Origin of the sequence: Bacillus sp. FSL E2-8868, from assembly GCF_038005505.1 — a bacterium.
Lineage (GTDB): Bacteria > Bacillota > Bacilli > Bacillales > Bacillaceae_G > Bacillus_A > Bacillus_A mycoides.
The window spans coordinates 923,291-946,908 of sequence record NZ_JBBOTI010000001.1; the positions used below are offsets into that span (position 1 = coordinate 923,291).

The window sequence follows — 23,618 nt, forward strand, 5'->3', positions numbered from 1 at the left end:
ACCAAAGTTAATTAAATATATCAGTAAGCCCTGCTAGTCAAGTGATTGGCTAGTAGTGAGGGTTAACTGCGGGCAATCCCTAAAGCTGATTGAACTACAACGTGGCTAGAAATAGCGAGCGTGAATGTCGCGAAAGCAGAAAAAATCAATCAGATCGTGCAAGGTTAAATCCTAAACATTAGAACAATGGGTCTTCCGCCTCGAATCATCTAAGTCAAAATGGATAAGATGAACGTTCAACGACTATCTCGTATAACTGACGAGAGTACATCACAAGCCTATGGTGGTGGAAAAATCCTCTATCTTTAAGTAGATAAACATATAGTCTGCGCTCATGTGAAAACATGAGAAGTTCATAAGAGAACTGGCTAAGGAATTGCGCCCTTAGTTGAACAAGATAAATTTTATTGAATCTATCAAACTTTATTGAAAATATCGAACGTACGTTCTGTGTTAAGTTCAATGAGGTGAGAATAATAATGAAATTTTCACGAGTTAGTCAAGTATCGGAATTAACAGGTTTGTATCCTAGTAGTCTTAGGAGAATGCTGATGGAACACGCTACTATTCAGAAGGATCAATCTTTCGTTATCTAAAAGGTGAGTGCTCGAATAATCGCACAGTAAAGGAGTAGGCTTCTGATGATATTGGCGAAGAAAGTTAGACTGATTCCAACGCCTGAACAAGAAAAAGTGCTTAGAAACCATGCTGGTGCTGCAAGATTCGCTTATAACTATTGTAAAAGAATGAGTGATAGATATTATAAGCTATTTGGAAAATCTGTTTCACAGTTAGCTTTACAGAAACGATTTACAAAGATCAAGAAGCGAAAGAGATATGAGTGGTTAAATGACATCAACGCACAAGTTCCCAAACAGGCTTCAAAAGATTTTGATACGGCGAGGAAACATTCGTTCAAAAAGTACAAAAATGGTTATCACACTTCTTATAAATCTAAAAAAGATTTAATCCAAGGATTTTATGCCAATTATGAAAGACTGATTATAGGAAAGAAAGTAGTTCATATTCAGTCCATTGGAGAAGTAAAAACAAGCCAACAACTACCAAGAAACAAAAAACCATCCAATCCAAGAGTTACATTTGATGGTCGTCACTGGTGGATTAGTGTAGGGTTCCAAGAAGATTTTGAATCCCAAGAACTAACCAATGAGTCGATTGGTGTGGATGTTGGTTTAAAAGAGCTGTTTGTAGCTTCTAATGGTACGAAAGAACGAAATATAAACAAAGATGCTAAGGTTAAAAAATTTTTGAAAAGGAAAAAGTCAGCGCAAAGAGATATGTCTAGGAGATTTAAAAAAGGTGTAAAAATTCAATCTGCCGGATATAAAAAAGCTAAAACTGAGCACCTGCGGTTATCTAGGAAAATTACGAATATCCGAAATAACCATATCCATCAAGCAACAGCTAAATTGGTGAAAACCAAACCAATGAGAATTGTTGTGGAAGACTTACCTATCTCAAACCTGTTAAAAAACAAAAAACTATCGAAAGCATTTTTATTTCAAAAATTAAACTTCTTCTTTCAATGTTTGTCATACAAGTGCGAGAAGTATGGCATTGAGTATGTAAAAGCTGATAAATGGTTCGCCTCAAGCAAGATTTGCTCATGTTGCGGAGTAAAATACGACCATTCAGTTCAACCAGAAGGACAGTGGAGTTTAAAAATACGTGAGTGGCGTTGTGTTGGGTGCAATAGCCATCATGATAGAGATTTAAATGCTTCGATAAATTTATCAAGATGGGTAAAATAAAAGCTTGATAATAGGAGGTAACGATACTGCCTCGTGTGGAGTGTTATACCCCTCGTCCCTTCGGGGTTGCGAGAACACGATGAAGCACTAACTTGTGTAAATTTGATTGAATTGCATAGATTTAGTTAAGTTTATCGTATCGGTATTATGGTGTGCTCGTTTGTTTACTATTATCAGTTATTTCAGGGCAATTTCTTAAAAGTGAATGGGTGCCAGTTATATTATGTATAGGAGTATTGATTTTTGCACCTATGTATCGCTGGAAGGAATGGAAAGCATATAGCCGAAAAAAGAAAATTGTTTTCAGCATCGAGTTTGTCATTATAATTAGCACAATTCCGTTTTTGTTATTGAAAGGAAATGAGATAATAGATGGAATTGTAATGTTTCAAGGGTGGTTATTTATTGCGAAATTGCTATATTTAATATGTATATTAATGTCGGTAGCGGTAATCGCTAAAAAAGTAAACGAAAAGCTATTCGCTAATGAATAAAAGAAAATGCCACCTTATTCGGTGGCATTTTTTTCTATGATTTTAACAAGGGATAACAATTAGTTCCCGATTTGATTTTGTAATAACTTCATATCCGTCTTTTGTAATGACGATATCATCTTCAATTCTACAACCGCCCCAGTTCGGTATGTAAATACCAGGTTCAACGGTAACAACCATACCTTCTTCTAAAGTAGCCTTACTTTCTTGGGATAGGCGAAGAGGTTCATGTATTTCTAACCCAAGACCATGACCGGTAGAGTGTCCAAAATATTGACCGTATCCATGTTCTGTAATGTAATCTCTCGTTATATCATCGATACTTTTCGCAGTTTCCCCAGGTTTAATTGCTTCCGTCCCACGTTTTAACGCTTCTCGTACAACATTGTATATCTTTTTGAATTCTTCTGATGGTTCCCCAATTGCTACAGTACGTGTTATATCGGAACAATATCCATCGTAAAGTGCACCGAAATCTAATGTAACGACGTCGCCTCGTTCGATTATTTTATTTGATGCAACTCCATGAGGAAGTGAAGAACGAACACCAGAAGCTACAATGATTTGAAATGAAGAGGATGTAGCCCCTTTTTTTCGCATGAAAAATTCTAACTCATCTCGTACATCATTTTCACTTATTCCTGGTTTTAGAAACGTAAGGATGTGGTGAAATGCTTCGTCAGCAATATTAGCTGCGATTTTCATTGTTTCTATTTCAGGCATGTCTTTAATAATACGAATATTTTCGATGATTTCGCACACTTGAACCATTTCCGCATGTACGTATTTTTGTAAGTTTTTATATTGTTGTAATGTCATGTTATTTTCTTCAATTCCAAGTTTTTGAATGTTTAATTTCGATACTTGATTTGCAACTTCTTTCTCTAAATTTCCTTTATGCATAACAATTTCAGCGTCTTTTATTTGTGATTTCGCTTGATCTACGTAGCGAAAATCAGTTATAAAAACCGCTTTATCCGCAGAGATTAAGACGACGCCAGCGCTGCCTGTAAAGCCTGTTGCATATTGGCGATTTTCTTTTTTTGTAATAAGTAATCCGTCAATTTCATATTTTTGTAGTTGATTTTGGATTTTATTAATTCTTAAAGTCATGTTAATTTCCCCCTTTTCACAGTATTGAATAAAGCAAATAGCGTGCCAAAATATATATTTGAGGAAAAAAGATAGTAGGAACTACATATGTTTTAGGGGAGATGAAAAATTAGCCCGCTATTTGTGAGAGGCGGTTTGTTCATAAAATCAAGATTACTTCAATAATCAGTAGGGGGATGAAAAAATATTGATTGGAGGTGCACTTTATATACATACTGTAAAAAAATTTATACAGATGTGAAATGACACTGTCAATTTTTTTGACAATATTGAAGGGAAGAAAGATGTTATGAATGAGTGAATGGATATATGAACTGAATTGAAACCATATAAAAAATGCGTCGCTAGCAAGCAACGCATTTTTTAATATTTACGCTTTTAATTTCATTACTGTATCAGCATCTGGTGTTACATATAATGTTTGTTGATTGTCATATGTAACAAATCCAAGTTTTGCACCGCTCGGTTTTTTGACATGGCGTACCTTTGTGAAATCTACAGGAACAGAACTAGAATCTTTTGCTTTACTGTAATAAGCAGCGATTTTAGCGGCCTCGTGTAAAGTCTCTTCCGTAGGTTCAAGAGAACGAATGACAACGTGGGACCCAGGTATGTCTTTCGTATGTAACCAAATTTCATCACGACGGGAGAATTTCGTTGTTAAATAATCATTTTGCTTATTGTTTTTACCGACGAAAATTTCTGTGCCATCACTAGCTAAATATTTGTCCAATACTGGTTTTGTCGGTTTTTTCTTTGTGTTTTTCTTCTTACGATTACGTACATAACCTTCTTCGGTCAGTTCTTCACGAATCTCTTCAATATCTTTTGAAGAAGCAACCTCCATTTGTTGAAGTAAGCTATCGAAATAAAGAATTTCTTCATTTGTTTTTACGATTTGTTCTTCTACAATAGCAACTGAATTTTTCGCTTTTTGGTACTTTTGGAAATAGCGTTGTGCATTTTCAGATGGTGTTTTTAAAGGATTTAATGTGATTTTTACAGTCCCACCATTTTCGTCGTAATAGTTAACGACTTCTATCTCTTTATCACCTTTTTTCAAAGCGTACATATTGGCTGTAAGTAGCTCTCCAAATAGTTGATATTTATCTGCTTTTCCGGCATCTTGTAATGTTTTTTCTAGTTTAATTAGCTTCTTTTCGTTTTTTGTTTTTTCATTTTGCATAAAGCGTTCTAAATCGTGAGCTTGTTGTTTTACACGATCGCGCTCTGCTTTACCAAAGAAGAAACGATCTAATAATTCACTAACAGATGAAAATGTTTTTTCGTTTCCTTGTAAGTGAGAAAGAGGGAATAGGTAAAAGAACTCTTTTCCATTTGCTGTTATCATTGCTGGCACGTACTGATGTGTTAGCAAAGGTTTTTGCAAGCTGAAGAAAGCTTCAGATAATGCTTTTTCATTTGCCATACCTGCTTTTTTTACAACTTCTTTTGCAAATAATGGGGAAATTCCCATGAATGCTCCGACAAGTTGTTTGTCCATGTTGCCAGATAAAAAGTCTAGCGGTTTAATAAAATCATCTTCTGTTTCGATAAGAAGCGGATTAACTTTATGTTGTGCCGGTGGGGCAACATATTCAGCTCCAGCATATACAGTACGATGTCGGTTTACCGCTAAAGAAACGTGTTTTAAGCTATCTAAAATAACATTTGTTTTCGTATCTACTAAGATAATATTACTGTGTCGTCCCATTATTTCGATTACTAATGTTTTTACTGATTCGTCACCGATTTCATTGCGACTGCGGACTGTAATTTGAATAATACGTTCTAAGTCAATTTGTTCAATTTTTTCAATAAATCCACCTTCTAAATGTTTGCGAAGAAGCATACAAAACATCGGCGGTAGCGCTGGTGAATTGTAGTTTTGATTTGTTAAGTGCATACGCGCATATGTAGGGTGAGATGAAAGAATTAGTTTTTGGTTTTTTCCGTTTGCTCGAATATGTAATAAAACTTCATATTTTGAGGGTTGATATATTTTTGAAATTCTTCCTGTTTGAAGAGAATTTGCAATTTCATGTGTAATTGCTCTTGTAAATAATCCATCGAATGCCATGAATGAACACTCCTTTCTAACTAAAAGTTAATTATAGCATTTTTTTGGACGAGGCTGAATAAGCTTTCATTAGAGTATGTCTGGAATCAGGAGGTCGATGGCAGGATGAACTGGTATGAAATGCGAGCACATGAAGTGGAGGAAAGAACGAATACGAATGTGGAGGTAGGTCTTACAGAGCAAGAAGCAGAGGGCCGATTAAAGAAATTTGGCACAAATGAATTGCAAGAAGCAAAGCGGCCTTCTGCGCTTATGGTGTTTTTAGCGCAATTTAAAGATTTTATGGTACTTGTTTTATTTGGTGCTACAATTATTTCAGCTTTTTTAGGAGAGTATATTGATTCGATTGCAATTGTTGCAATTGTTATTATTAATGGTGTCCTCGGTTTCTTCCAAGAGAGGAAAGCTGAAAAATCGTTGGAAGCTTTAAAAGAATTGGCAGCTCCTCAAGTTACTGTACTAAGAAATGGGAAGTGGATAAAAGCGCCGTCAAAAGCGCTTGTACTAGGTGATATTATTAAATTTTCTAGTGGTGACCGTATTGGTGCGGATGTTCGCCTTGTGGAATCTTCAAGTTTATATATTGAAGAATCGGCTCTTACAGGAGAGTCATTGCCTGTACAAAAGAAGGTAGATGCGTTACAAGGTCAAGATGTTTCAATTGGTGATCAAAAAAACATGGCATTTATGGGGACGATGATAACGAGAGGTGCTGGAACAGGGGTAGTCGTAGCGACTGGAATGAATACAGCTATGGGGCAAATTGCAAATATGTTGCAAAATGCTGAGCAAATGGAAACGCCATTACAAAGAAGATTAGAACAGCTTGGAAAAATTTTAATTATTGTTGCTCTTATATTGACGGCTCTTGTTGTACTAGCTGGTGTATATCAAGGGAATGAAGTGTATCACATGTTTTTGGCTGGGGTTTCGCTTGCTGTTGCAGCTATTCCAGAAGGATTGCCAGCTATCGTTACGGTTGCGCTATCACTTGGTGTACAGCGTATGATTAAAAAGAGGGCAATTGTGCGAAAGTTGCCAGCTGTAGAAACGTTAGGCTGTGCTTCTGTTATTTGCTCAGATAAAACAGGAACAATGACACAAAATAAAATGATGGTAACACATATGTGGTCAGGCGGAGAATTGTGGAAAGTAACAGGTCAAGGCTATGAGCCAACAGGTTCGTTTATGAAAGGTGAAGAAGTAATTGACCCTACTAAGACGAAATCACTGTATCAACTACTTACATTTGGCTGTTTATGTAATAATGCGAATGTTATTCAAAAGAAAAAGACGTATGTGTTAGATGGAGATCCAACAGAGGGAGCTCTCGTTGCTGCTGCAATGAAGGCGGGAATATCACGTGAAGCTCTTAAAGGAAAGTTTGAAGTCATTCGTGAATTTCCTTTTGATTCAACTAGAAAAATGATGAGCGTTATCGTTCGTGATCGTGAAGGTAAAAAATTTGTTATTACAAAAGGAGCACCAGATGTTCTTTTGCAGATGAGTCAAACAATTTTGTGGGGAAATAAGCAGCAGCCTTTAAGTGAAATGTATCGAAAAGAAGTGCAGGCAGCGATTCATAGTTTAGGAAGTCAAGCTTTACGAACGATTGCGGTGGCATTTAAACCGTTAAAAGCTACAGATCCAATTGAACATGAAAGAGAAGTCGAGCAGGATTTTATGCTTGTTGGAATACAAGGAATGATAGATCCGCCAAGACTAGAAGTGGCGCAAGCGGTGAAAGAGTGTAAGGAAGCTGGTATTAGAACGGTAATGATTACGGGAGATCATAAAGTGACGGCAATGGCAATTGCGGAACAGCTAGGGGTTTTACCGGCGGGTGGACGCGTTGTTGAAGGTGTAGAACTTGCGAATATGGATGTAGAGGCATTAGAAGATATTGTAGAAGATACGTATGTATTCGCTCGTGTGTCTCCTGAGCATAAATTGAAAATCGTTAAGGCGCTACAAAATAAGGGACATATAGTAGCTATGACAGGTGATGGAGTGAACGATGCTCCAGCTATTAAAACAGCTGATATAGGGATTGCGATGGGAATTACAGGGACAGATGTTGCAAAAGAAGCTTCGTCACTTGTGTTGTTAGATGATAACTTTGCTACGATTAAATCGGCGATTAAAGAAGGTAGAAACATATATGAAAATATTCGGAAGTTTATTCGGTATTTGTTAGCATCTAACGTTGGTGAAATTTTAGTTATGTTATTTGCGATGTTACTTGCACTGCCATTGCCGATGGTTCCAATTCAAATTTTATGGGTGAACTTAGTTACTGACGGTTTACCAGCGATGGCATTAGGTTTGGATAAGGCTGAAGGAGATGTGATGAAGAGAACACCACGCCATCCGAAAGAAGGGGTGTTTGCTAGAGGGCTTGCGTGGAAAATTATAAGTCGTGGTTTTCTAATCGGAGCAGTGACATTAGTAGCGTTTATTATTGCATTTAACCAGCATCCGAATGAATTGAAGTATGCACAAACGGTAGCCTTCGCAACATTAGTACTGGCTCAGCTTATTCATGTATTTGATTGTCGTAGTGAACATTCTATATTTCACCGCAACCCGTTTGGAAATATATATTTAGTAGGGGCGGTTATTATTTCTTTACTGTTAATGCTTGTAGTTATATATTATCCACCATTACAGCCGATTTTTAGCACAATGCCGATACAAGCACGAGATTGGTTGTTAATTGGAGGATTATCATCTATTCCGACCTTCTTATTAGTAGGATCCTTATTAACAAGAAAAAAGGAGAAAAAGAAAAAGCCGCTGTTATATAAGAAGGGATTAAACTTGAAATAGTCAATGATATGAAAATATGATATAATTTACAGAAGGTAGTAGAGCCTTGTCTCTATTGCCTTTTTCATTGAGTTATTTCATGGCTTGGATGTGATAAAGATGATTTGTAGTATGACAGGATTTGGAAGATCGAAGGTAGAAAACGATACTTTTCAAATAACAGTAGAAATGAAGTCGGTGAACCATCGTTTTTTAGAAATGAGTATTCGGCTTCCGAAGCAAATGATGGCGTTTGAAGACAAGATTCGTAAAATAATTGCAAAGCAAGTTCGCCGTGGACGTATTGAAGTGTCTATTAGTATAACAGGTGAAGGGCTTGTTGAAAGAAAATTAACTGTGAATTGGGAACTTCTCAAGCAGTACCAATCCATTATGGAAGATATAAAAGGGAAATTTCAATTACAAGATTCTATTACACTCGGGCAACTAATGGGAATGCCAGAAGTAACGGCAGTTGAAGAAATAGAAAATGTAAATGAACAATTTGAAACCGGTTTATATGAAGCTGTTCGCCAAGCTGCTCATATGTTGAAAACGATGAGAGATGGCGAAGGAGAACGATTACATAAAGATATAGCATATCGTTTGCAAGAGATTCATAATTGTGTAAATGCAATTATTCCACATGCACCAATTGTTACACAAAAATATCGTGAACGATTAGAAAATCGCTTAAAAGAATTACATAATCAAGATTTAGATGAACAACGATTGTTGACAGAAGTAGCAATATTTGCAGAGCGTTCAGATATTCACGAAGAATTAGTTCGATTACAAAGTCATTTAGATCAATTTCGTGAAGCACTGCAAATTACAGAGCCTGTTGGAAGGAAAATGGACTTCATCGTGCAAGAGATGCATAGGGAAGTTAATACGATAGGTTCTAAGGCAAATGACTTAACAATTTCAAAATATGTCGTAGAAATGAAAAATAACCTTGAAAAAATTCGTGAACAAGTACAAAATATTGAGTAGCTTTCAAAAAATATATAAAGTTATACGTGGTGGAGAAATCGGATAGACTTACTAGGAGGCGCAAACTATGGCCATGCGGTTTTTAAATATTGGATACGGAAATATTGTATCTGCTCATCGAATTATTGCTATTGTAAGTCCGGAGTCAGCTCCTATTAAACGGACAGTACAGGAAGCGCGTGAACATAATGCTTTGCTTGATGCTACGTATGGGAGAAAAACAAGGGCGGTTATTGTTATGGATGATGGGCATGTAGTATTAAGTCCAATTCAGCCAGAGACGATTGCACATCGTTTGAATAATAAAGAAGATTTAAGTGAGGAAGGGTAGGTTTTACATATTTATGAGAAGTAGAAGAGGATTGCTCATCGTTCTTTCGGGACCTTCTGGTGTCGGGAAAGGAACGGTTCGAAAAGAGCTGTTTAGCCATGAAGACACACGTTTTCAGTACTCTATTTCAGTAACGACACGTAAACCGCGTGAAGGTGAAGTAGATGGTGTGGATTATTTCTTTAAAGAGAGAGAAGAATTTGAAGAAATGATTCGTAATGAAAAGTTACTTGAATGGGCTGAGTTCGTTGGTAATTATTACGGAACACCGATTGATTATGTTGAAAAAACGTTACAAGAAGGAAAAGATGTGTTCTTAGAAATTGAAGTGCAAGGAGCAATTCAAGTTAAGAAAGCCTTCCCAGCAGGTGTATTTATTTTCTTAGCACCTCCAAGTTTATCTGAACTAAAGAACCGAATTGTCGGCCGTGGTACAGAAACTGAAGATGTTATTGAAAATCGTTTAACTGTAGCGAAAGAAGAAATCGAAATGATGGACGCTTATGACTATGTTGTAGAAAACGATCAAGTTGAATTAGCTTGCGACCGAATTAAAGCAATTGTGGTTGGTGAACATTGCCGCCGCGAAAGAGTGGCAAAATACTATAAAGAAATGACGGAGGGTCTATAATTATGTTAAATCCATCAATTGACTCATTATTAACAAAAATCGATTCTAAATATACACTTGTAACAGTAGCTGCAAAGCGTGCACGTGAAATGCAAATTGCTGACAATTGTGTTATTGAAAAGCCTGTTTCTTATAAATGTGTAGGTAAAGCATTAGAAGAAATCGATTTAGAAGTATTAAAATATGTACCAAGCGATGACACAATAATTGATTAAGACATTCTTTTCGACAAATTAAAACATAGACTTTATAATTTTCTATGTAACGGTAACAACCTATTTACAAGTAGGTTGTTATTTTTTTACGATAGGGATGAAAAGGAATCGAAAAAGACGGAACGAAATACTGGTACTGACGAGCTGGAAATTCTATTTCAGTAGAATAAGTTTGAAAAAGAAAGAGGACGAGTCATATGCTAAAAGGGAAAAAGATACTTCTATGTGTAACAGGAGGCATTGCAGTTTTTAAGGCGGCTGCGTTAACAAGTAAATTGACACAAGCTGGCGCTCTTGTAAAAGTAATGATGAGTGAGTCGGCAATGAAGTTTGTTACGCCTCTTACATTTCAAGCACTTTCTCGCCATGATGTATATACGGATACGTTTGATGAGAAAGACTCGGCTGTTATTGCTCATATTGATTTAGCGGATTGGGCAGATGTTGTACTTGTTGCACCTGCTACAGCTAATTGCATTGGAAAGTTAGCTGGCGGTATTGCTGATGATATGATTACAACTACTTTGTTAGCTACTACAGCTCCAGTGTGGATTGCACCTGCTATGAATGTGCATATGTATGAAAATAAAATTGTTCAAAAAAACATGATGACGTTAAAAACATTAGGATATACATTTATTGAGCCTGGGGAAGGTTTTTTAGCATGTGGTTATGTAGCAAAAGGAAGACTGGAAGAACCTGAAGCAATTATTGGACGATTAGAAGAGGCTTTCTCGGAACAACAACCATTGCAAGGAAAACGAATATTAATAACAGCTGGACCGACACGTGAAAAGATTGATCCGGTTCGTTTTATGACGAATTTTTCTTCTGGAAAGATGGGGTATGCGATCGCAGAAGTTGCAGCAAGCTTAGGTGCTGATGTCATACTTGTGTCAGGACCGACAGCATTAGAGTCACCATTACATGTCACAACAATACAAGTAGAATCTGCACAAGATATGTTAGAGGCAGTCCTTCAGCATTATCAGAGTGTGGATGTTGTCATCAAAACAGCAGCCGTTGCAGATTACCGTCCGAAATATGTTCATGATAATAAAATGAAAAAGAAAAATGGCGATGCTGTAATTGAATTAGAAAGAACAGTGGATATTTTAAAAACGTTAGGTGAGAAGAAGGACCGACAGTTACTTATCGGTTTCGCAGCTGAAACGACAAACATAGAGGAATACGCAACGAGAAAATTACGTGAGAAAAATGCAAATATGATTGTTGCGAATGACGTGAAAGCGCAAGGAGCTGGGTTTGGTACGGATACAAATATTGTGACAATGTATAGAAAAGATGGAGAAATCATTGAGCTGCCACTTTTAACGAAGAAAGAAGTGGCTCGTGAAATATTAAAGCAAATAGAAATGATGTTAGAAGATGATTATGTATGAAGTTTGCAAGTGTAATTGTTGATGTACCTGCACGTCAAACAGATCGACCGTTTGATTATATTATCCCTAAAAAATGGGAAGATATCGTGCAAACAGGAATGCGTGTAGTAGTCCCATTCGGTCCGAGGAAATTGCAAGGTTTTATTATTGGCATAAAGGATTCGGTTGAACTAGAAAGTAAAAAGTTAAAAGCGTTGTATGAAATATTAGATGTCACTCCGGTTTTAAATGATGAATTATTAAAACTTGGGTATTGGCTTACAAGTGAAACGTTATGTTATATGATTTCAGCTTTTCAGGTGATGCTTCCGACGGCGATTAAAGCAACATATAAAAAGCGTCTGCAACTTCGTAACCGAGAAGAAGTAGCACCAGAAATTCTTTCTTTATTTCAAGGGAAGGAAACGATAGATTGGGAAGTTATCGAAGCACAGCCGCACCTATATCGCACTATTCAACAAGAAATTAAAAATGGTACGACTGAAGTGGTTTATCAAGTAAAGGATAAAGTGCAGAAGAAGAAACAAAGAGTAGTTCAACCGGAGTTGCCGGCAGATAAATTGGAATTAGCAGCATTTGAACTGAAAAGTAAAAAACAACAAGATGTACTCTATTATTTTGTAGAAAACTACAAAAGTGTACCGTTAAAAAATTTAACAGAAGAATTACAAATAACAGATGCTCCAATAAAAGCACTTGTTAAAAAGGGTCTAATCTCAGAAAAGTATGTAGAGGTATACCGGAGTCCGTATGACGATGATGATTTTGAACAAACGAAACCATTTCCGCTTACTGAGGAACAAAAACAAGTAATTACACCGATTTTGTCATCAATTACAAATGAAACTTACAATCCATTTTTACTATATGGTGTTACAGGAAGTGGTAAGACTGAAGTATATTTACAATCTATAGCAGCGGTGCTCGAGAAAGGAAAAGAAGCAATTGTGCTTGTTCCTGAAATTGCGCTAACGCCCCAGATGGTAGATCGCTTTAAAGGTAGGTTCGGTTCGCAAGTTGCAGTTCTTCACAGTGCGCTTTCTGTTGGCGAGAAATATGATGAATGGCGAAAGATATTAAGAAAAGAAGTGAAAGTTGTAGTTGGTGCGCGTTCAGCTATTTTTGCTCCATTCGAAAATTTAGGAATCATTATTATTGATGAAGAGCATGAATCAAGTTATAAGCAAGAGGATAACCCAAAGTATCATGCAAGAGATGTAGCAGTGTGGAGAGGACAATATCATAAGTGTCCAATCGTTCTCGGAAGTGCAACGCCGACACTTGAATCGTTTGCTAGAGCGAAAAAAGGTGTCTATGGGTTGCTTACAATGGAAAAACGTATGAACAAGCAAGCTTTGCCGACTGTAGAAATTGTTGATATGCGTGAAGAGCTTCGTGATGGAAATCGCTCAATGTTTTCAAAGGCACTGCATGAAAAAATAGCAGATCGATTAGAAAAGAAAGAACAAATGGTTCTCTTTTTAAATAGAAGGGGTCATTCTACGTTTGTGATGTGTCGTGATTGTGGGTATGTCGTACAATGTCCGCATTGTGATATTTCGTTGACATATCACAAAATGAACCATCGTTTAAAGTGTCATTATTGTAGTCATGAGGAAAATATGCCAACGGAGTGTCCTGCTTGTAATAGTACGTATATTCGTTTCTTTGGTACAGGGACGCAAAAGGTTGAAGAAGAAATCACAAAACTATTCCCTGAGGCGCGGGTCATTCGAATGGATGTGGATACAACAAGCCGTAAAGGAATGCATGAAAAATTATTAAAGGCGTTTGGTGAAGAGAAAGCAGATATATTACTTGGAACACAAATGATTGCAAAAGGGCTTGATTTTCCGAAGGTGACGCTTGTTGGCGTTTTAACGGCGGATACGATGCTTCATCTACCTGATTTTCGGGCGAGTGAAAAGACGTATCAGCTATTGACACAAGTAAGTGGACGTGCAGGAAGACATGAATTGCCAGGTGAAGTTGTAATTCAAACGTATACGCCGGAACATTACAGTGTAGAATTAGCAAAGAATCAACAATATGATGTATTTTATGAGCACGAAATGCAAATGAGGCAAATGAGACAATATCCGCCATATTACTACGTTGTACTTGTAACTGTATCTCATCCGGAGTTATTAAAGGCAGTCCAAGTGACGGAAAAAATTGTCGGTCATTTACGAACGCATTGTTCAAGGCAAACAATGGTGTTAGGGCCGGTTGCTTCAGCAATTCCAAGGATAAAAGATAGATATCGTTACCAATGCATGATAAAATACAAACGGGAACCAAACTTAAAGAACGTGCTCAAAATGGTAAATGAACATTATCAAGCAGAAATGCAAAAAGAGCTACAAATCTCAATTGATTTTAATCCAACAATGTTAATGTAGCGGAGGGAAATATGGCAGTTTTAGAAATTGTAAAGCATCCAAATGAAGTGTTAGAAACACCATGCGAAAGAGTAATTAACTTTGATAAAAAGTTAGTGAAATTGTTAAAAGATATGCATGAAACAATGTTAATTGCAGACGGAGTTGGTCTAGCTGCGCCACAAGTGGGTGTAAGCTTACAAGTTGCTGTTGTTGATATAGGTGATGATACGGGTAAAATTGAATTAATTAATCCTGTTATTTTAGAAAAACGTGGTGAACAAGTAGGTCCCGAAGGCTGCTTAAGCTTTCCGGGACTTTATGGTGAAGTGGAGCGTGCAGATTACATTAAAGTACGTGCACAAAATCGTCGCGGTAAAATATTTTTATTAGAAGCGGATGACTTCTTAGCGCGTGCAATTCAGCATGAAATCGATCATTTACACGGTGTTTTATTTACATCTAAAGTGAAAAGGTATTATGAAGCAGGCGAATTAGAATAGGTTTAAAAGGAGCGGTTTTTGAATGATGAAAGTAGTATTTATGGGGACACCGGACTTTTCTGTGCCGGTGCTTCGTCGTCTTATCGAGGACGGATATGACGTAGTTGGTGTTGTAACGCAACCTGATCGTCCAGTTGGTAGAAAAAAGGTTTTAACACCTACTCCTGTTAAAGTAGAAGCGGAGAAACATGGTATTCCAGTAGTACAGCCGTTAAAAATTCGTGAAAAAGACGAATATGAAAAAGTATTAGCACTAGAGCCAGACTTAATTGTAACAGCAGCATTTGGACAAATCGTACCGAATGAAATTTTAGAAGCGCCAAAGTATGGATGTATTAATGTCCACGCATCATTACTTCCAGAACTTCGCGGTGGTGCACCAATTCATTATGCGATCATGGAAGGTAAAGAGAAAACAGGTATTACAATTATGTATATGGTAGAAAAATTAGATGCGGGCGATATATTAACGCAAGTAGAAGTAGAAATTGAAGAGCGTGAAACAACAGGTTCATTATTTGATAAGTTAAGCGAAGCAGGAGCACACCTTTTATCTAAAACGGTTCCTTTACTAATTCAGGGTAAACTAGAACCAATTAAACAAAGTGAAGCTGAAGTGACGTTTGCATATAATATAAAACGTGAGCAAGAGATAATTGATTGGACAAAAACAGGTGAAGAAGTATACAATCACATTCGCGGATTGAATCCATGGCCAGTTGCTTATACGACTTTGGCAGGACAAGTTATTAAAGTATGGTGGGGAGAGAAGGTCTCTATTACAGAGAAAGCTGAACCAGGTACAATAGTAGCTCTTGAAGAAGATGGGTTTGTTGTTGCAACAGGGAACGAGACAGGCGTTAAAATCACTGAATTGCAACCATCTGGTAAAAAGCGTATGAGTTGTTCACAATTTTTACGTGGAACAAAACCTGAAATTGGTACGAAGTTAGGAGAAAATGCATGAGACAAAATGTTCGTGAATTAGCTCTGGATGGCTTAATTCAAGTAGAAAAAAGTGGTGCATATAGCAACTTACTTTTAAATAATTTGATTGAAAAAAATACAATTGACAGAAAAGATATTGGTTTATTAACTGAAATGGTATATGGAACAATTCAACGTCGTGACACACTAGATTATTATTTACAACCATTTTTAAGAAAAAAGGTTGAAGCGTGGGTAAGAGTGTTGCTTCGCCTATCTCTATATCAAATGCTATATTTAGACCGAGTTCCAGAAAGAGCGGCTATTCATGAAGCAGTTGAGATTGCAAAGCGTCGTGGGCATAAAGGGATTTCAGGCATGGTGAACGGAGTATTGCGTTCGATTCAGCGAGAAGGTGTACCTTCGTTAGAAGAAATCGAAAATCCAGTAGAACGACTTGCGATTGCAACGAGTCATCCAATGTGGCTTGTACAAGAATGGGCATCCGAATATGGTTTAGAGACAGCAGAGAAAATGTGTGAAGTAAATATGTTGCCACCTGTACCAACAGCACGTGTAAATGTTGATAAAGTAACGGTAGAAGAAGCGGTTGCGTTATTAGCTGATGAGGGTATAGAAGCAAAACGTGGCGAATTGTCAGAGGATGCAATTCAAATTGAAAGAGGAAATGTCGCACATACAGAAGCGTTCAAAAAAGGTTTCCTTTCTATTCAAGATGAAAGCTCAATGCTTGTAGCACGTGCTTTAGAACCGAATAAAGGAGATACAGTTCTAGATAGTTGTGCTGCTCCTGGCGGAAAAACAACTCATATTGCAGAGCGTTTGGACGGAACTGGTAAGGTAATGTCGCTTGATTTACACGCACATAAAGTACGTTTAATTGAACAACAGGCGAAGAGACTTGGTTTAGAAAATGTAGAAACGATGGCTTTAGATGCTAGAAAAGTTCAAGAGCATTTTGCAAATGAATCTTTTGACAAAATATTAGTAGATGCACCATGTTCTGGATTTGGTGTTATTAGACGTAAACCTGATATTAAGTTAGGTAAAGGTAAGGGCGATAGTGAAAGGTTATCAACGATTCAACTTGCGATACTAGAAAAAATAGCACCATTGTTAAAACAAGGTGGTCGCCTTGTTTATAGTACGTGCACAATTGAAAAAATAGAAAATGAACAAGTAATAAAGCAATTTTTACAAGAGCATCCTGAATTTGAATGGGATACTACGATAAAAGATCGCATGCCAGAAAAGTTAAATCCGTATATTGATGAAGGTCAAGTACGAATTTTACCACATTATTTTGCAACAGATGGCTTTTATATTGCTTGTTTAAGAAAGAAGGTGTAGCATCATGGAAACGACTGTAAAAAAACAAAAGAAAAATCTAGAAACAAAGAAACCATCAATTTATTCTTTACAACTTCATGAAATGCAAGATTGGTTAAAGGAACAAGGAGAACCTAAGTTCCGTGCAGGACAAATTTTTGATTGGCTATATAAAAAACGTGTAAAAAATTATGAGGATATGTCAAACCTTGCTAAAGGATTGCGCGATAAATTGTCGAATTCCTTTGATATTACTACTTTAAACACTTTAGTAAAACAAACGTCTTCGGATGGAACGATTAAATTCCTATTCCAGTTATACGATGGATACTCTATTGAAACTGTACTAATGCGACATGAATATGGAAATTCCATTTGTGTAACAACACAGGTGGGTTGCCGCATTGGCTGTACGTTCTGTGCTTCTACACTTGGTGGGTTAAAACGAAACTTAGAGGCTGGAGAAATTGTAGCGCAAGTAGTAGAAGTTCAGCGTGCGCTTGATGAAACAGAAGAACGTGTAAGTTCTCTTGTTGTTATGGGAATTGGAGAACCATTTGATAATTATGATAACTTAATGTCATTCTTACGCATTGTAAATCATGAAAAAGGAATTCATATTGGTGCAAGACATATGACAGTTTCAACAAGTGGAATTGTTCCAAAAATTTATAAGTTCGCTGAAGAAGATATGCAAATTAATTTTGCGATTTCATTGCATGCTGCAAATACAGAGATACGTTCAAAATTAATGCCGATCAACCGTGCTTATAAGCTACCTGATTTAATGGAAGCTGTTAAATACTATGTAAATAGAACAGGGCGTCGTATTACATTTGAATATGGCTTATTTGGAGGAGAAAATGACCAAGTTGAGCACGCTGAAGAACTTGCTGCGCTCTTAAAAGGTGTAAAATGTCATGTAAACTTAATTCCGGTAAACTACGTGCCAGAACGTGATTATGTACGTACGCCACGAGAGCAAATTTTCTTATTTGAAAAGACGCTAAAAGATCGTGGAGTGAATGTAACCATTCGCCGTGAACAAGGTCATGATATTGATGCAGCCTGCGGTCAGTTGCGTGCAAAGGAGCGCAAAGAAGAGACGAGGTGACTAGATGAAAGCCGTGTTTCTATCGGATAAAGGAAAAGTTCGTCAACATAATGAAGATAGTGCAGGAGTTTTTCGCAATTTAGATGGAAATATTTTAGCGGTAGTAGCAGATGGAATGGGAGGTCATCGAGCTGGCGATGTAGCTAGCTCGATGGCTATTCAATTATTCCATGATTATTGGAAGCAAACGCATAATATGAATGAGCCTAAAAAGGTAGAAAAGTGGTTACATACTAACGTTGGAATTATTAATGAGCGCATATATGCTTACTCTCAGCAGCATGCAGAATGTAATGGCATGGGAACAACACTTATAATAGCCATTTGTACATCGAATTTTGTGACGATAGGTCATATAGGAGATAGTCGTTGTTATATGGTATCAGAGGGGAAAATGGCGCTTGTAACGGAAGATCATTCGCTTGTAAATGAACTTGTAAGACATGGCGAAATTTCAAAGGAAGATGCAGAATATCACCCGAAAAAGAATGTTTTGTTAAGAGCATTAGGAAATGAAGAAACAGTTGGATTAGATGTTAAAACATTGGTGCTTGAAGAAGATGATCAATTACTTCTTTGCTCGGATGGATTGTCTAACAAAGTTTCTATTGCTGATATGCAACAAATTTTACAATTGAATGAACAGCTCGAGGCGAAGGGAGAGCATCTCATTCAATTAGCAAATGATCGTGGTGGAGAAGATAATATTACCCTCGTTATTATTGATTATACGGATTCGACAAACGAAAGTAGGTGAAGTGCAACGTGCTGATTGGAAAACGCTTAAATGACCGTTATAAGCTGCTGAAAATGATTGGCGGTGGAGGAATGGCCAATGTATATTTAGCTCATGATGATATACTCGGCCGAGATGTAGCGGTAAAAATATTAAGACTCGACTACTCAAATAATGAAGAGTTTATTAAACGTTTCCATCGAGAAGCGCAATCTGTTACAACGTTGTCGCATCCAAATATTGTGAATATGTATGATGTTGGGGAAGAGGATGATATATATTATCTTGTAATGGAATATGTACCTGGACGAACATTGAAGCAATACATAATTGATCGAGGGATGTTACCGATAGGAGAGGCTCTTGATATAATGGAGCAGTTAACGTCCGCTATGGCACACGCCCATCATTTTGAGATTGTACATCGTGATATTAAACCGCACAATATTTTGATTCGAGATGACGGAGTGGTCAAAGTAACAGACTTTGGAATTGCGACAGCTACAAGTGCAGCAACAATTACACATACAAATTCGGTGCTCGGTTCGGTGCATTATTTATCACCAGAACAAGCGCGCGGCGGTATAGCGAATAAACAATCAGATATTTATTCACTTGGGATTGTTATGTTTGAATTGTTAACAGGAAGACAACCGTTTTCTGGTGAATCTGCTGTTGCAATTGCGTTAAAACATTTACAAAATGAAATGCCATCTCCAAAAAGATGGAATGACAATATTCCACAAAGTGTTGAAAATATTATATTAAAGGCAACTGCGAAAGATCCGTTCCATCGATATCAATCTGCTAACGCGATGAAACGAGATATTGAAACAGCACTATACCCAGAACGAATAAATGAACAACCATTTTACATACCAGAAGATATGGAAGCAACGAAAGCGATTCCAATTATTCAACAAGAACAACTATTTCAAAATGTAAGTGATGAAACGATTGTATTAAAAGGAAGTAAAGTGGATGAACAAGTAAGAAAAGAAGAGACCAAATCAGGTAAGAAGAAAAAGCGAAATAATAAATGGCTGAAAGTTTTAATTACAACATTTTTACTTTTAGCGATAGGGATAACATTAGCACTTACTGTTATTCCAGGCTTCTTTATTCCGAAAGATGTGAAGGTTCCTGATGTGGCTGGTATGAAATATACGACAGCTGTAAATACATTAGTTGAAAAAGGTTTTGAAGTTACTGAACCTAATCTTGTATATACAGATGATGTTGAAGCCGGAAAAGTGATAAAAACAGATCCTATAGCAGGAAGAGTAGTGAAAGAAAACTCTAAAATTACTATCTATCAATCAGGTGGGAAAAAGAAAAGTAAGATGCGTGATTTGACAGGAAAAGATTTCGAGAGTATAAGAGCTGAGTTAGAAGAAGAATATAAACAAGTTACAATAAATTATATTGAAAATGATAAGCCGAAAGGTGAAATTGTAGAGCAAATACCAACGCCTGATCAAATGGTTATAGAGACAGAACAAGAACTGAAAATTTGGGTAAGTAAAGGACCTTATCAAATAAGACCAGGTGATTTTTCAGGATGGACTGAAAATAGTGTAAAAGGTTATTTAAATGAAAGAAAGCTTGTTTCTGATATACAAAGAGAGTATTCAGATAAGGTTGATAAAGGTCTTGTTATTTCACAGTTACCAAAGCCTGGGACACCTTTAAAAGAAGGAGATAAAGTATCGATTGTTATCTCCGATGGTCCGAAGCCTAAAGTGACGAAAACGGTAAAAGTGGATAACATTTCTATCCCATATGAAGCTTCTGCAACAGGTGAGAAAAAGCCGCAAACAATAGAAATTTATAAAGAAGATATGCAGCAAAAAATGGATAAACCAGTTGAAACGAGAACAATTACTGAGTCAGCGATTATTTCTTTAGAATTTGTAATTCAAGAAGGTGCAAAGGGACACTATAAAATTGTCCGAGATGGAGTAACGATTATGGACAAGGAAGTACCATATCCAGCTCAATAATAGTGAATTCCATCGTCCTTATATAGAAGATGGAATTTATTACTCTTGCCTGTTATGCTGTCTACATCGTGGACTGTATAACAGGCAAAAATATATGATTCAAAAAGCTGTAAAAGTGATACTGTTGTAAATAATATTTCAAATTTGATGGTAGATTAAATATATGAACCTGGATATATATTTGGTGGGCTTTGAACTAATTGTTTACAGAACGCTAGTCTATTCATATTTAATTGCAGTTTCATTTTATACAAAATAAAGGAGAATTATATGCCAGAAGGAAAAATTGTAAAAGCTCTAAGTGGGTTTTATTATGTGCAGAATGAGGAAGGGATTACACAATGTCGTGGGCGTGGTGTATTTAGAAAGAACAAAATTACGCCACTTGTAGGAGACCAAGTTGTTTTTCAAGCGGATAATCCGAATGAAGGTTATGTGTTAGAAGTATTTGATCGGAAAAATGAACTTGTTAGACCTCCTATTGCTAATGTTGATCAAGCTATTCTTGTTTTCTCTGCGGTAGAACCAGATTTTAATCCAGGACTGTTAGATCGATTTTTAGTATTAATTGAATATCATAACATTAAACCAATTATTTGTATTAGTAAGATGGATTTAGTAGATGAAAAAATGAAAGAAACTGTTGAATCTTATGCAAATGATTATCGTGAAATGGGTTATGATGTGTTGTTTACTTCTATAAATACATCGGAAAGTATTGATATTCTGAAACCATTCTTAGAAGGTTGTATTTCCGTCGTTGCAGGCCAATCTGGTGTTGGGAAATCTTCAATGCTAAACGTATTACGTCCAGATTTAGAATTGAAAACTAATGATATTTCTTCACATTTAGGACGTGGAAAGCATACGACAAGACACGTAGAATTAATTACAGTTGGAAGCGGACTTGTTGCGGATACACCTGGTTTTAGTTCGCTTGATTTCATAGATATAGAGGTAGAAGATCTTACATATTGTTTTCCAGAGTTGAAAGAAGCGAGCCAATACTGTAAATTTAGAGGGTGTACACACCTTGCTGAACCGAAATGTGCGGTGAAAGCTGCGGTGGAAGAAGGAAAGATTACCGAATATCGTTATAAGAATTACAAACAATTCGTAGAAGAAATTAGAGAGAGAAAGCCGAGGTATTAGTCATGATTAAAATTGCACCATCGATTTTATCAGCAGATTTTTCAAGATTAGGGGAAGAGATTAAAGATGTAGAAAAAGGCGGAGCTGACTATATTCACGTCGATGTAATGGATGGGCATTTCGTACCAAATATTACGATTGGACCATTAATTGTAGAAGCAATCCGTCCGATTACATCATTACCGTTAGATGTACATTTAATGATTGAAAATCCTGATAACTATATCCCAACTTTCGCAAAAGCGGGAGCGGATATTATTACTGTTCATGTAGAAGCGTGTCCTCATTTACATCGTACAATTCAGTTAATTAAATCTCATGACATTAAAGCAGGGGTTGTATTAAATCCACATACTCCAGTTTCAACGATTGAGCATGTATTAGAAGATATAGACATGGTATTACTTATGACAGTAAATCCTGGATTTGGCGGGCAGAAGTTTATTCATTCTGTATTACCGAAAATCAAACAAGTTGCAGAAATGGTTAAAGAGCGAAATCTAGAAGTGGAAATTGAAGTTGATGGTGGTGTCAACGCTGAAACGGCAAGACTTTGTATTGAAGCAGGAGCGAATGTTCTTGTAGCGGGATCAGCAGTATACAATCAAAAAGACCGCGGTGAAGCAATTCGTGTAATTCGCGGATAAAGAATGAACGAACCTTTATCCTAGTGAAGCTTCTAGTTCATTAAGACTTCACTATTTATACATGTTAGAGTGGCAAATAAGGAGAAAGGCAATCTACCGAATGGCAGATTGCCTTTTTACAATAGAAGGGGAAGGAAAAATGATTATTCATATTTTAGCGGGAGGACCTGCAGAATACTGCGCAGATTTTTCGCGGTATGAAAATGAAGAAGTAGTTTGGGCGGCCGTTGATAGAGGAGTGTACCGTTTGTTGAAAAGAGGAATCACTCCGGCTGTTGCGTTTGGGGATTATGATTCAGTTACTGATGAGGAATTAGCATGGATGAGGCAACAAACAAATGAATTACATATCGTCCCGCGAGAAAAAGATCAAACAGATTTAGAAATTGCAATTAGCTGGGCTTTAGAACAGAAACCAAAATTAATTCGTATTTTTGGTGCTACTGGTGGAAGACTTGATCATGGTTTAGCAAATATTCAGATGCTTTTAAAGGGATTAGAAGTAAATATAGAAATGTGTATTGTGGACAATAAAAATGAAATAATGGTGAAAAAGTTTGGTATGTATATAATTGAAGGAAACGAACATTTTCCATACGTATCATTTGTACCAGTTACTGAAAGGGTAGAAGGTATTACACTTCACGGTTTTAAGTATCCCCTTACTAATAAAACAATAGAGTGGGGATCGACACTTTGTATTAGTAATGAACTCGTTGAGGAAAAAGGTACTTTTTCATTCACTTCTGGCATATTAATGATGATAAGAAGCACTGATTGAAGAAACAATTTTGCTCCTTGCATCATATAGTGAACAAGTGGAGTAATGGGGATTAGGAGGGAAACCATGAGATTTTATACAATTAAGTTACCTAAATTTCTTGGTGGAATTGTTCGTGCGATGTTAAATACCTTCAAAAAAGACTAAAAAAAGCACCTATTACCGGTGCTTTTTCCAATGG

21 protein-coding genes are annotated in these 23,618 nt (G+C 36.7%); 19 read left to right on the top strand and 2 right to left on the bottom strand.

Annotated elements, in window-relative coordinates; translation table 11 throughout:
• Window positions 1-641 precede the first annotated feature (641 nt).
• Together NSS74_RS05050 and NSS74_RS05055 are read left to right on the top strand one after the other, a co-directional pair.
• Window positions 642-1,772 (top strand): RNA-guided endonuclease InsQ/TnpB family protein, encoded by a 1,131-nt coding sequence (locus NSS74_RS05050; protein WP_002142930.1) that lies wholly within the window; start codon window positions 642-644, stop codon window positions 1,770-1,772.
• 152 nt (window positions 1,773-1,924) lie between these two features.
• The gene (locus NSS74_RS05055; RefSeq protein WP_002014486.1) at window positions 1,925-2,266 is read left to right on the top strand and encodes a YoqO family protein; all 342 of its coding nucleotides are present in this window, start codon (window positions 1,925-1,927) and stop codon (window positions 2,264-2,266) included.
• 42 nt (window positions 2,267-2,308) lie between these two features.
• On the opposite strand, the gene NSS74_RS05060 is transcribed toward NSS74_RS05055, so the two are convergent.
• Both NSS74_RS05060 and NSS74_RS05065 read right to left on the bottom strand, forming a co-directional pair.
• Window positions 2,309-3,379, bottom strand: coding sequence for a M24 family metallopeptidase (locus NSS74_RS05060; RefSeq protein WP_002128840.1), 1,071 nt, complete (start codon window positions 3,377-3,379; stop codon window positions 2,309-2,311).
• A gap of 370 nt (window positions 3,380-3,749) precedes the next feature.
• Window positions 3,750-5,459, bottom strand: a complete 1,710-nt coding sequence (locus NSS74_RS05065) for an Rqc2 family fibronectin-binding protein (protein WP_002142928.1) — start codon at window positions 5,457-5,459, stop codon at window positions 3,750-3,752.
• Window positions 5,460-5,564: 105 nt separating this feature from the next.
• On the opposite strand from NSS74_RS05065, the gene NSS74_RS05070 reads away from it, so the two are divergent.
• The 17 genes from NSS74_RS05070 to spoVM all read left to right on the top strand — a co-directional run bounded on the left by NSS74_RS05070 (window position 5,565) and on the right by spoVM (window position 23,584).
• A complete protein-coding gene (locus tag NSS74_RS05070) occupies window positions 5,565-8,288 on the top strand; it encodes a calcium-translocating P-type ATPase, SERCA-type (RefSeq protein WP_002142927.1) in 2,724 nt (907 codons plus the stop codon).
• A 99-nt stretch (window positions 8,289-8,387) separates the two neighbouring features.
• Window positions 8,388-9,263 (top strand): YicC/YloC family endoribonuclease, encoded by an 876-nt coding sequence (locus NSS74_RS05075; RefSeq protein WP_002088227.1) that lies wholly within the window; start codon window positions 8,388-8,390, stop codon window positions 9,261-9,263.
• Between the two features lie 67 nt (window positions 9,264-9,330).
• Window positions 9,331-9,594, top strand: coding sequence for an extracellular matrix/biofilm regulator RemA (remA, locus tag NSS74_RS05080; RefSeq protein ID WP_001251456.1), 264 nt, complete (start codon window positions 9,331-9,333; stop codon window positions 9,592-9,594).
• Window positions 9,595-9,607: 13 nt separating this feature from the next.
• Window positions 9,608-10,225 carry a guanylate kinase gene (gene gmk, locus NSS74_RS05085; RefSeq protein WP_002014492.1) on the top strand — a complete coding sequence of 206 codons (618 nt, stop codon included), beginning with the start codon at window positions 9,608-9,610 and terminating at the stop codon, window positions 10,223-10,225.
• 2 nt (window positions 10,226-10,227) lie between these two features.
• On the top strand, window positions 10,228-10,440 hold the full coding sequence (rpoZ, locus tag NSS74_RS05090) for a DNA-directed RNA polymerase subunit omega (protein ID WP_002014493.1): 213 nt from the start codon (window positions 10,228-10,230) through the stop codon (window positions 10,438-10,440).
• Between the two features lie 197 nt (window positions 10,441-10,637).
• The gene (gene coaBC, locus NSS74_RS05095; protein WP_002033779.1) at window positions 10,638-11,843 is read left to right on the top strand and encodes a bifunctional phosphopantothenoylcysteine decarboxylase/phosphopantothenate--cysteine ligase CoaBC; all 1,206 of its coding nucleotides are present in this window, start codon (window positions 10,638-10,640) and stop codon (window positions 11,841-11,843) included.
• Window positions 11,840-14,245 carry a primosomal protein N' gene (gene priA, locus NSS74_RS05100; protein WP_002128835.1) on the top strand — a complete coding sequence of 802 codons (2,406 nt, stop codon included), beginning with the start codon at window positions 11,840-11,842 and terminating at the stop codon, window positions 14,243-14,245. The genes coaBC and priA overlap by 4 nt, the downstream gene beginning before the upstream one ends.
• Window positions 14,246-14,256: 11 nt before the next feature.
• The gene (gene def, locus NSS74_RS05105) at window positions 14,257-14,727 is read left to right on the top strand and encodes a peptide deformylase (protein WP_002014496.1); all 471 of its coding nucleotides are present in this window, start codon (window positions 14,257-14,259) and stop codon (window positions 14,725-14,727) included.
• A gap of 22 nt (window positions 14,728-14,749) precedes the next feature.
• Window positions 14,750-15,694, top strand: coding sequence for a methionyl-tRNA formyltransferase (fmt, locus tag NSS74_RS05110; protein WP_002014498.1), 945 nt, complete (start codon window positions 14,750-14,752; stop codon window positions 15,692-15,694).
• Entirely contained in the window at window positions 15,691-17,025 is a 1,335-nt protein-coding gene (gene rsmB, locus NSS74_RS05115; protein ID WP_002142925.1) for a 16S rRNA (cytosine(967)-C(5))-methyltransferase RsmB, read from the top strand. The genes fmt and rsmB overlap by 4 nt, the downstream gene beginning before the upstream one ends.
• Before the next feature lie 4 nt (window positions 17,026-17,029).
• Window positions 17,030-18,118 (top strand): 23S rRNA (adenine(2503)-C(2))-methyltransferase RlmN, encoded by a 1,089-nt coding sequence (gene rlmN, locus NSS74_RS05120; RefSeq protein ID WP_002014500.1) that lies wholly within the window; start codon window positions 17,030-17,032, stop codon window positions 18,116-18,118.
• A gap of 4 nt (window positions 18,119-18,122) precedes the next feature.
• Window positions 18,123-18,875, top strand: coding sequence for a Stp1/IreP family PP2C-type Ser/Thr phosphatase (locus NSS74_RS05125; protein WP_002142923.1), 753 nt, complete (start codon window positions 18,123-18,125; stop codon window positions 18,873-18,875).
• Window positions 18,876-18,883: 8 nt separating this feature from the next.
• Window positions 18,884-20,857 carry a Stk1 family PASTA domain-containing Ser/Thr kinase gene (gene pknB, locus NSS74_RS05130; RefSeq protein WP_002142922.1) on the top strand — a complete coding sequence of 658 codons (1,974 nt, stop codon included), beginning with the start codon at window positions 18,884-18,886 and terminating at the stop codon, window positions 20,855-20,857.
• Between the two features lie 270 nt (window positions 20,858-21,127).
• Window positions 21,128-22,009, top strand: coding sequence for a ribosome small subunit-dependent GTPase A (gene rsgA, locus NSS74_RS05135; RefSeq protein WP_002033786.1), 882 nt, complete (start codon window positions 21,128-21,130; stop codon window positions 22,007-22,009).
• 2 nt (window positions 22,010-22,011) lie between these two features.
• On the top strand, window positions 22,012-22,656 hold the full coding sequence (gene rpe / locus NSS74_RS05140) for a ribulose-phosphate 3-epimerase (protein WP_002014505.1): 645 nt from the start codon (window positions 22,012-22,014) through the stop codon (window positions 22,654-22,656).
• Between the two features lie 100 nt (window positions 22,657-22,756).
• Window positions 22,757-23,437, top strand: a complete 681-nt coding sequence (locus tag NSS74_RS05145; RefSeq protein ID WP_002014506.1) for a thiamine diphosphokinase — start codon at window positions 22,757-22,759, stop codon at window positions 23,435-23,437.
• 66 nt (window positions 23,438-23,503) lie between these two features.
• Complete coding sequence (spoVM, locus tag NSS74_RS05150; RefSeq protein ID WP_001213599.1) at window positions 23,504-23,584, top strand: stage V sporulation protein SpoVM; 81 nt, start codon at window positions 23,504-23,506, stop codon at window positions 23,582-23,584.
• Window positions 23,585-23,618: the final 34 nt, after the last annotated feature.

Excerpts from the sequence above, each read along its gene's own strand:
- def (WP_002014496.1), top strand. The coding sequence starts at position 14,257 with ATGGCAGTTTTAGAAATTGTAAAGCATCCAAATGAAGTGTTAGAAACA.
- rsmB (WP_002142925.1), top strand. The coding sequence starts at position 15,691 with ATGAGACAAAATGTTCGTGAATTAGCTCTGGATGGCTTAATTCAAGTA.
- spoVM (WP_001213599.1), top strand. The coding sequence starts at position 23,504 with ATGAGATTTTATACAATTAAGTTACCTAAATTTCTTGGTGGAATTGTT.
- NSS74_RS05060 (WP_002128840.1), bottom strand. The coding sequence starts at position 3,379 with ATGACTTTAAGAATTAATAAAATCCAAAATCAACTACAAAAATATGAA.
- NSS74_RS05075 (WP_002088227.1), top strand. The coding sequence starts at position 8,388 with ATGATTTGTAGTATGACAGGATTTGGAAGATCGAAGGTAGAAAACGAT.
- NSS74_RS05125 (WP_002142923.1), top strand. The coding sequence starts at position 18,123 with ATGAAAGCCGTGTTTCTATCGGATAAAGGAAAAGTTCGTCAACATAAT.
- rpoZ (WP_002014493.1), top strand. The coding sequence starts at position 10,228 with ATGTTAAATCCATCAATTGACTCATTATTAACAAAAATCGATTCTAAA.
- NSS74_RS05145 (WP_002014506.1), top strand. The coding sequence starts at position 22,757 with ATGGCAGATTGCCTTTTTACAATAGAAGGGGAAGGAAAAATGATTATT.
- priA (WP_002128835.1), top strand. The coding sequence starts at position 11,840 with ATGAAGTTTGCAAGTGTAATTGTTGATGTACCTGCACGTCAAACAGAT.
- rpe (WP_002014505.1), top strand. The coding sequence starts at position 22,012 with ATGATTAAAATTGCACCATCGATTTTATCAGCAGATTTTTCAAGATTA.
- NSS74_RS05065 (WP_002142928.1), bottom strand. The coding sequence starts at position 5,459 with ATGGCATTCGATGGATTATTTACAAGAGCAATTACACATGAAATTGCA.
- fmt (WP_002014498.1), top strand. The coding sequence starts at position 14,750 with ATGATGAAAGTAGTATTTATGGGGACACCGGACTTTTCTGTGCCGGTG.
- gmk (WP_002014492.1), top strand. The coding sequence starts at position 9,608 with ATGAGAAGTAGAAGAGGATTGCTCATCGTTCTTTCGGGACCTTCTGGT.
- rsgA (WP_002033786.1), top strand. The coding sequence starts at position 21,128 with ATGCCAGAAGGAAAAATTGTAAAAGCTCTAAGTGGGTTTTATTATGTG.
- remA (WP_001251456.1), top strand. The coding sequence starts at position 9,331 with ATGGCCATGCGGTTTTTAAATATTGGATACGGAAATATTGTATCTGCT.
- coaBC (WP_002033779.1), top strand. The coding sequence starts at position 10,638 with ATGCTAAAAGGGAAAAAGATACTTCTATGTGTAACAGGAGGCATTGCA.
- NSS74_RS05070 (WP_002142927.1), top strand. The coding sequence starts at position 5,565 with ATGAACTGGTATGAAATGCGAGCACATGAAGTGGAGGAAAGAACGAAT.
- rlmN (WP_002014500.1), top strand. The coding sequence starts at position 17,030 with ATGGAAACGACTGTAAAAAAACAAAAGAAAAATCTAGAAACAAAGAAA.
- NSS74_RS05050 (WP_002142930.1), top strand. The coding sequence starts at position 642 with ATGATATTGGCGAAGAAAGTTAGACTGATTCCAACGCCTGAACAAGAA.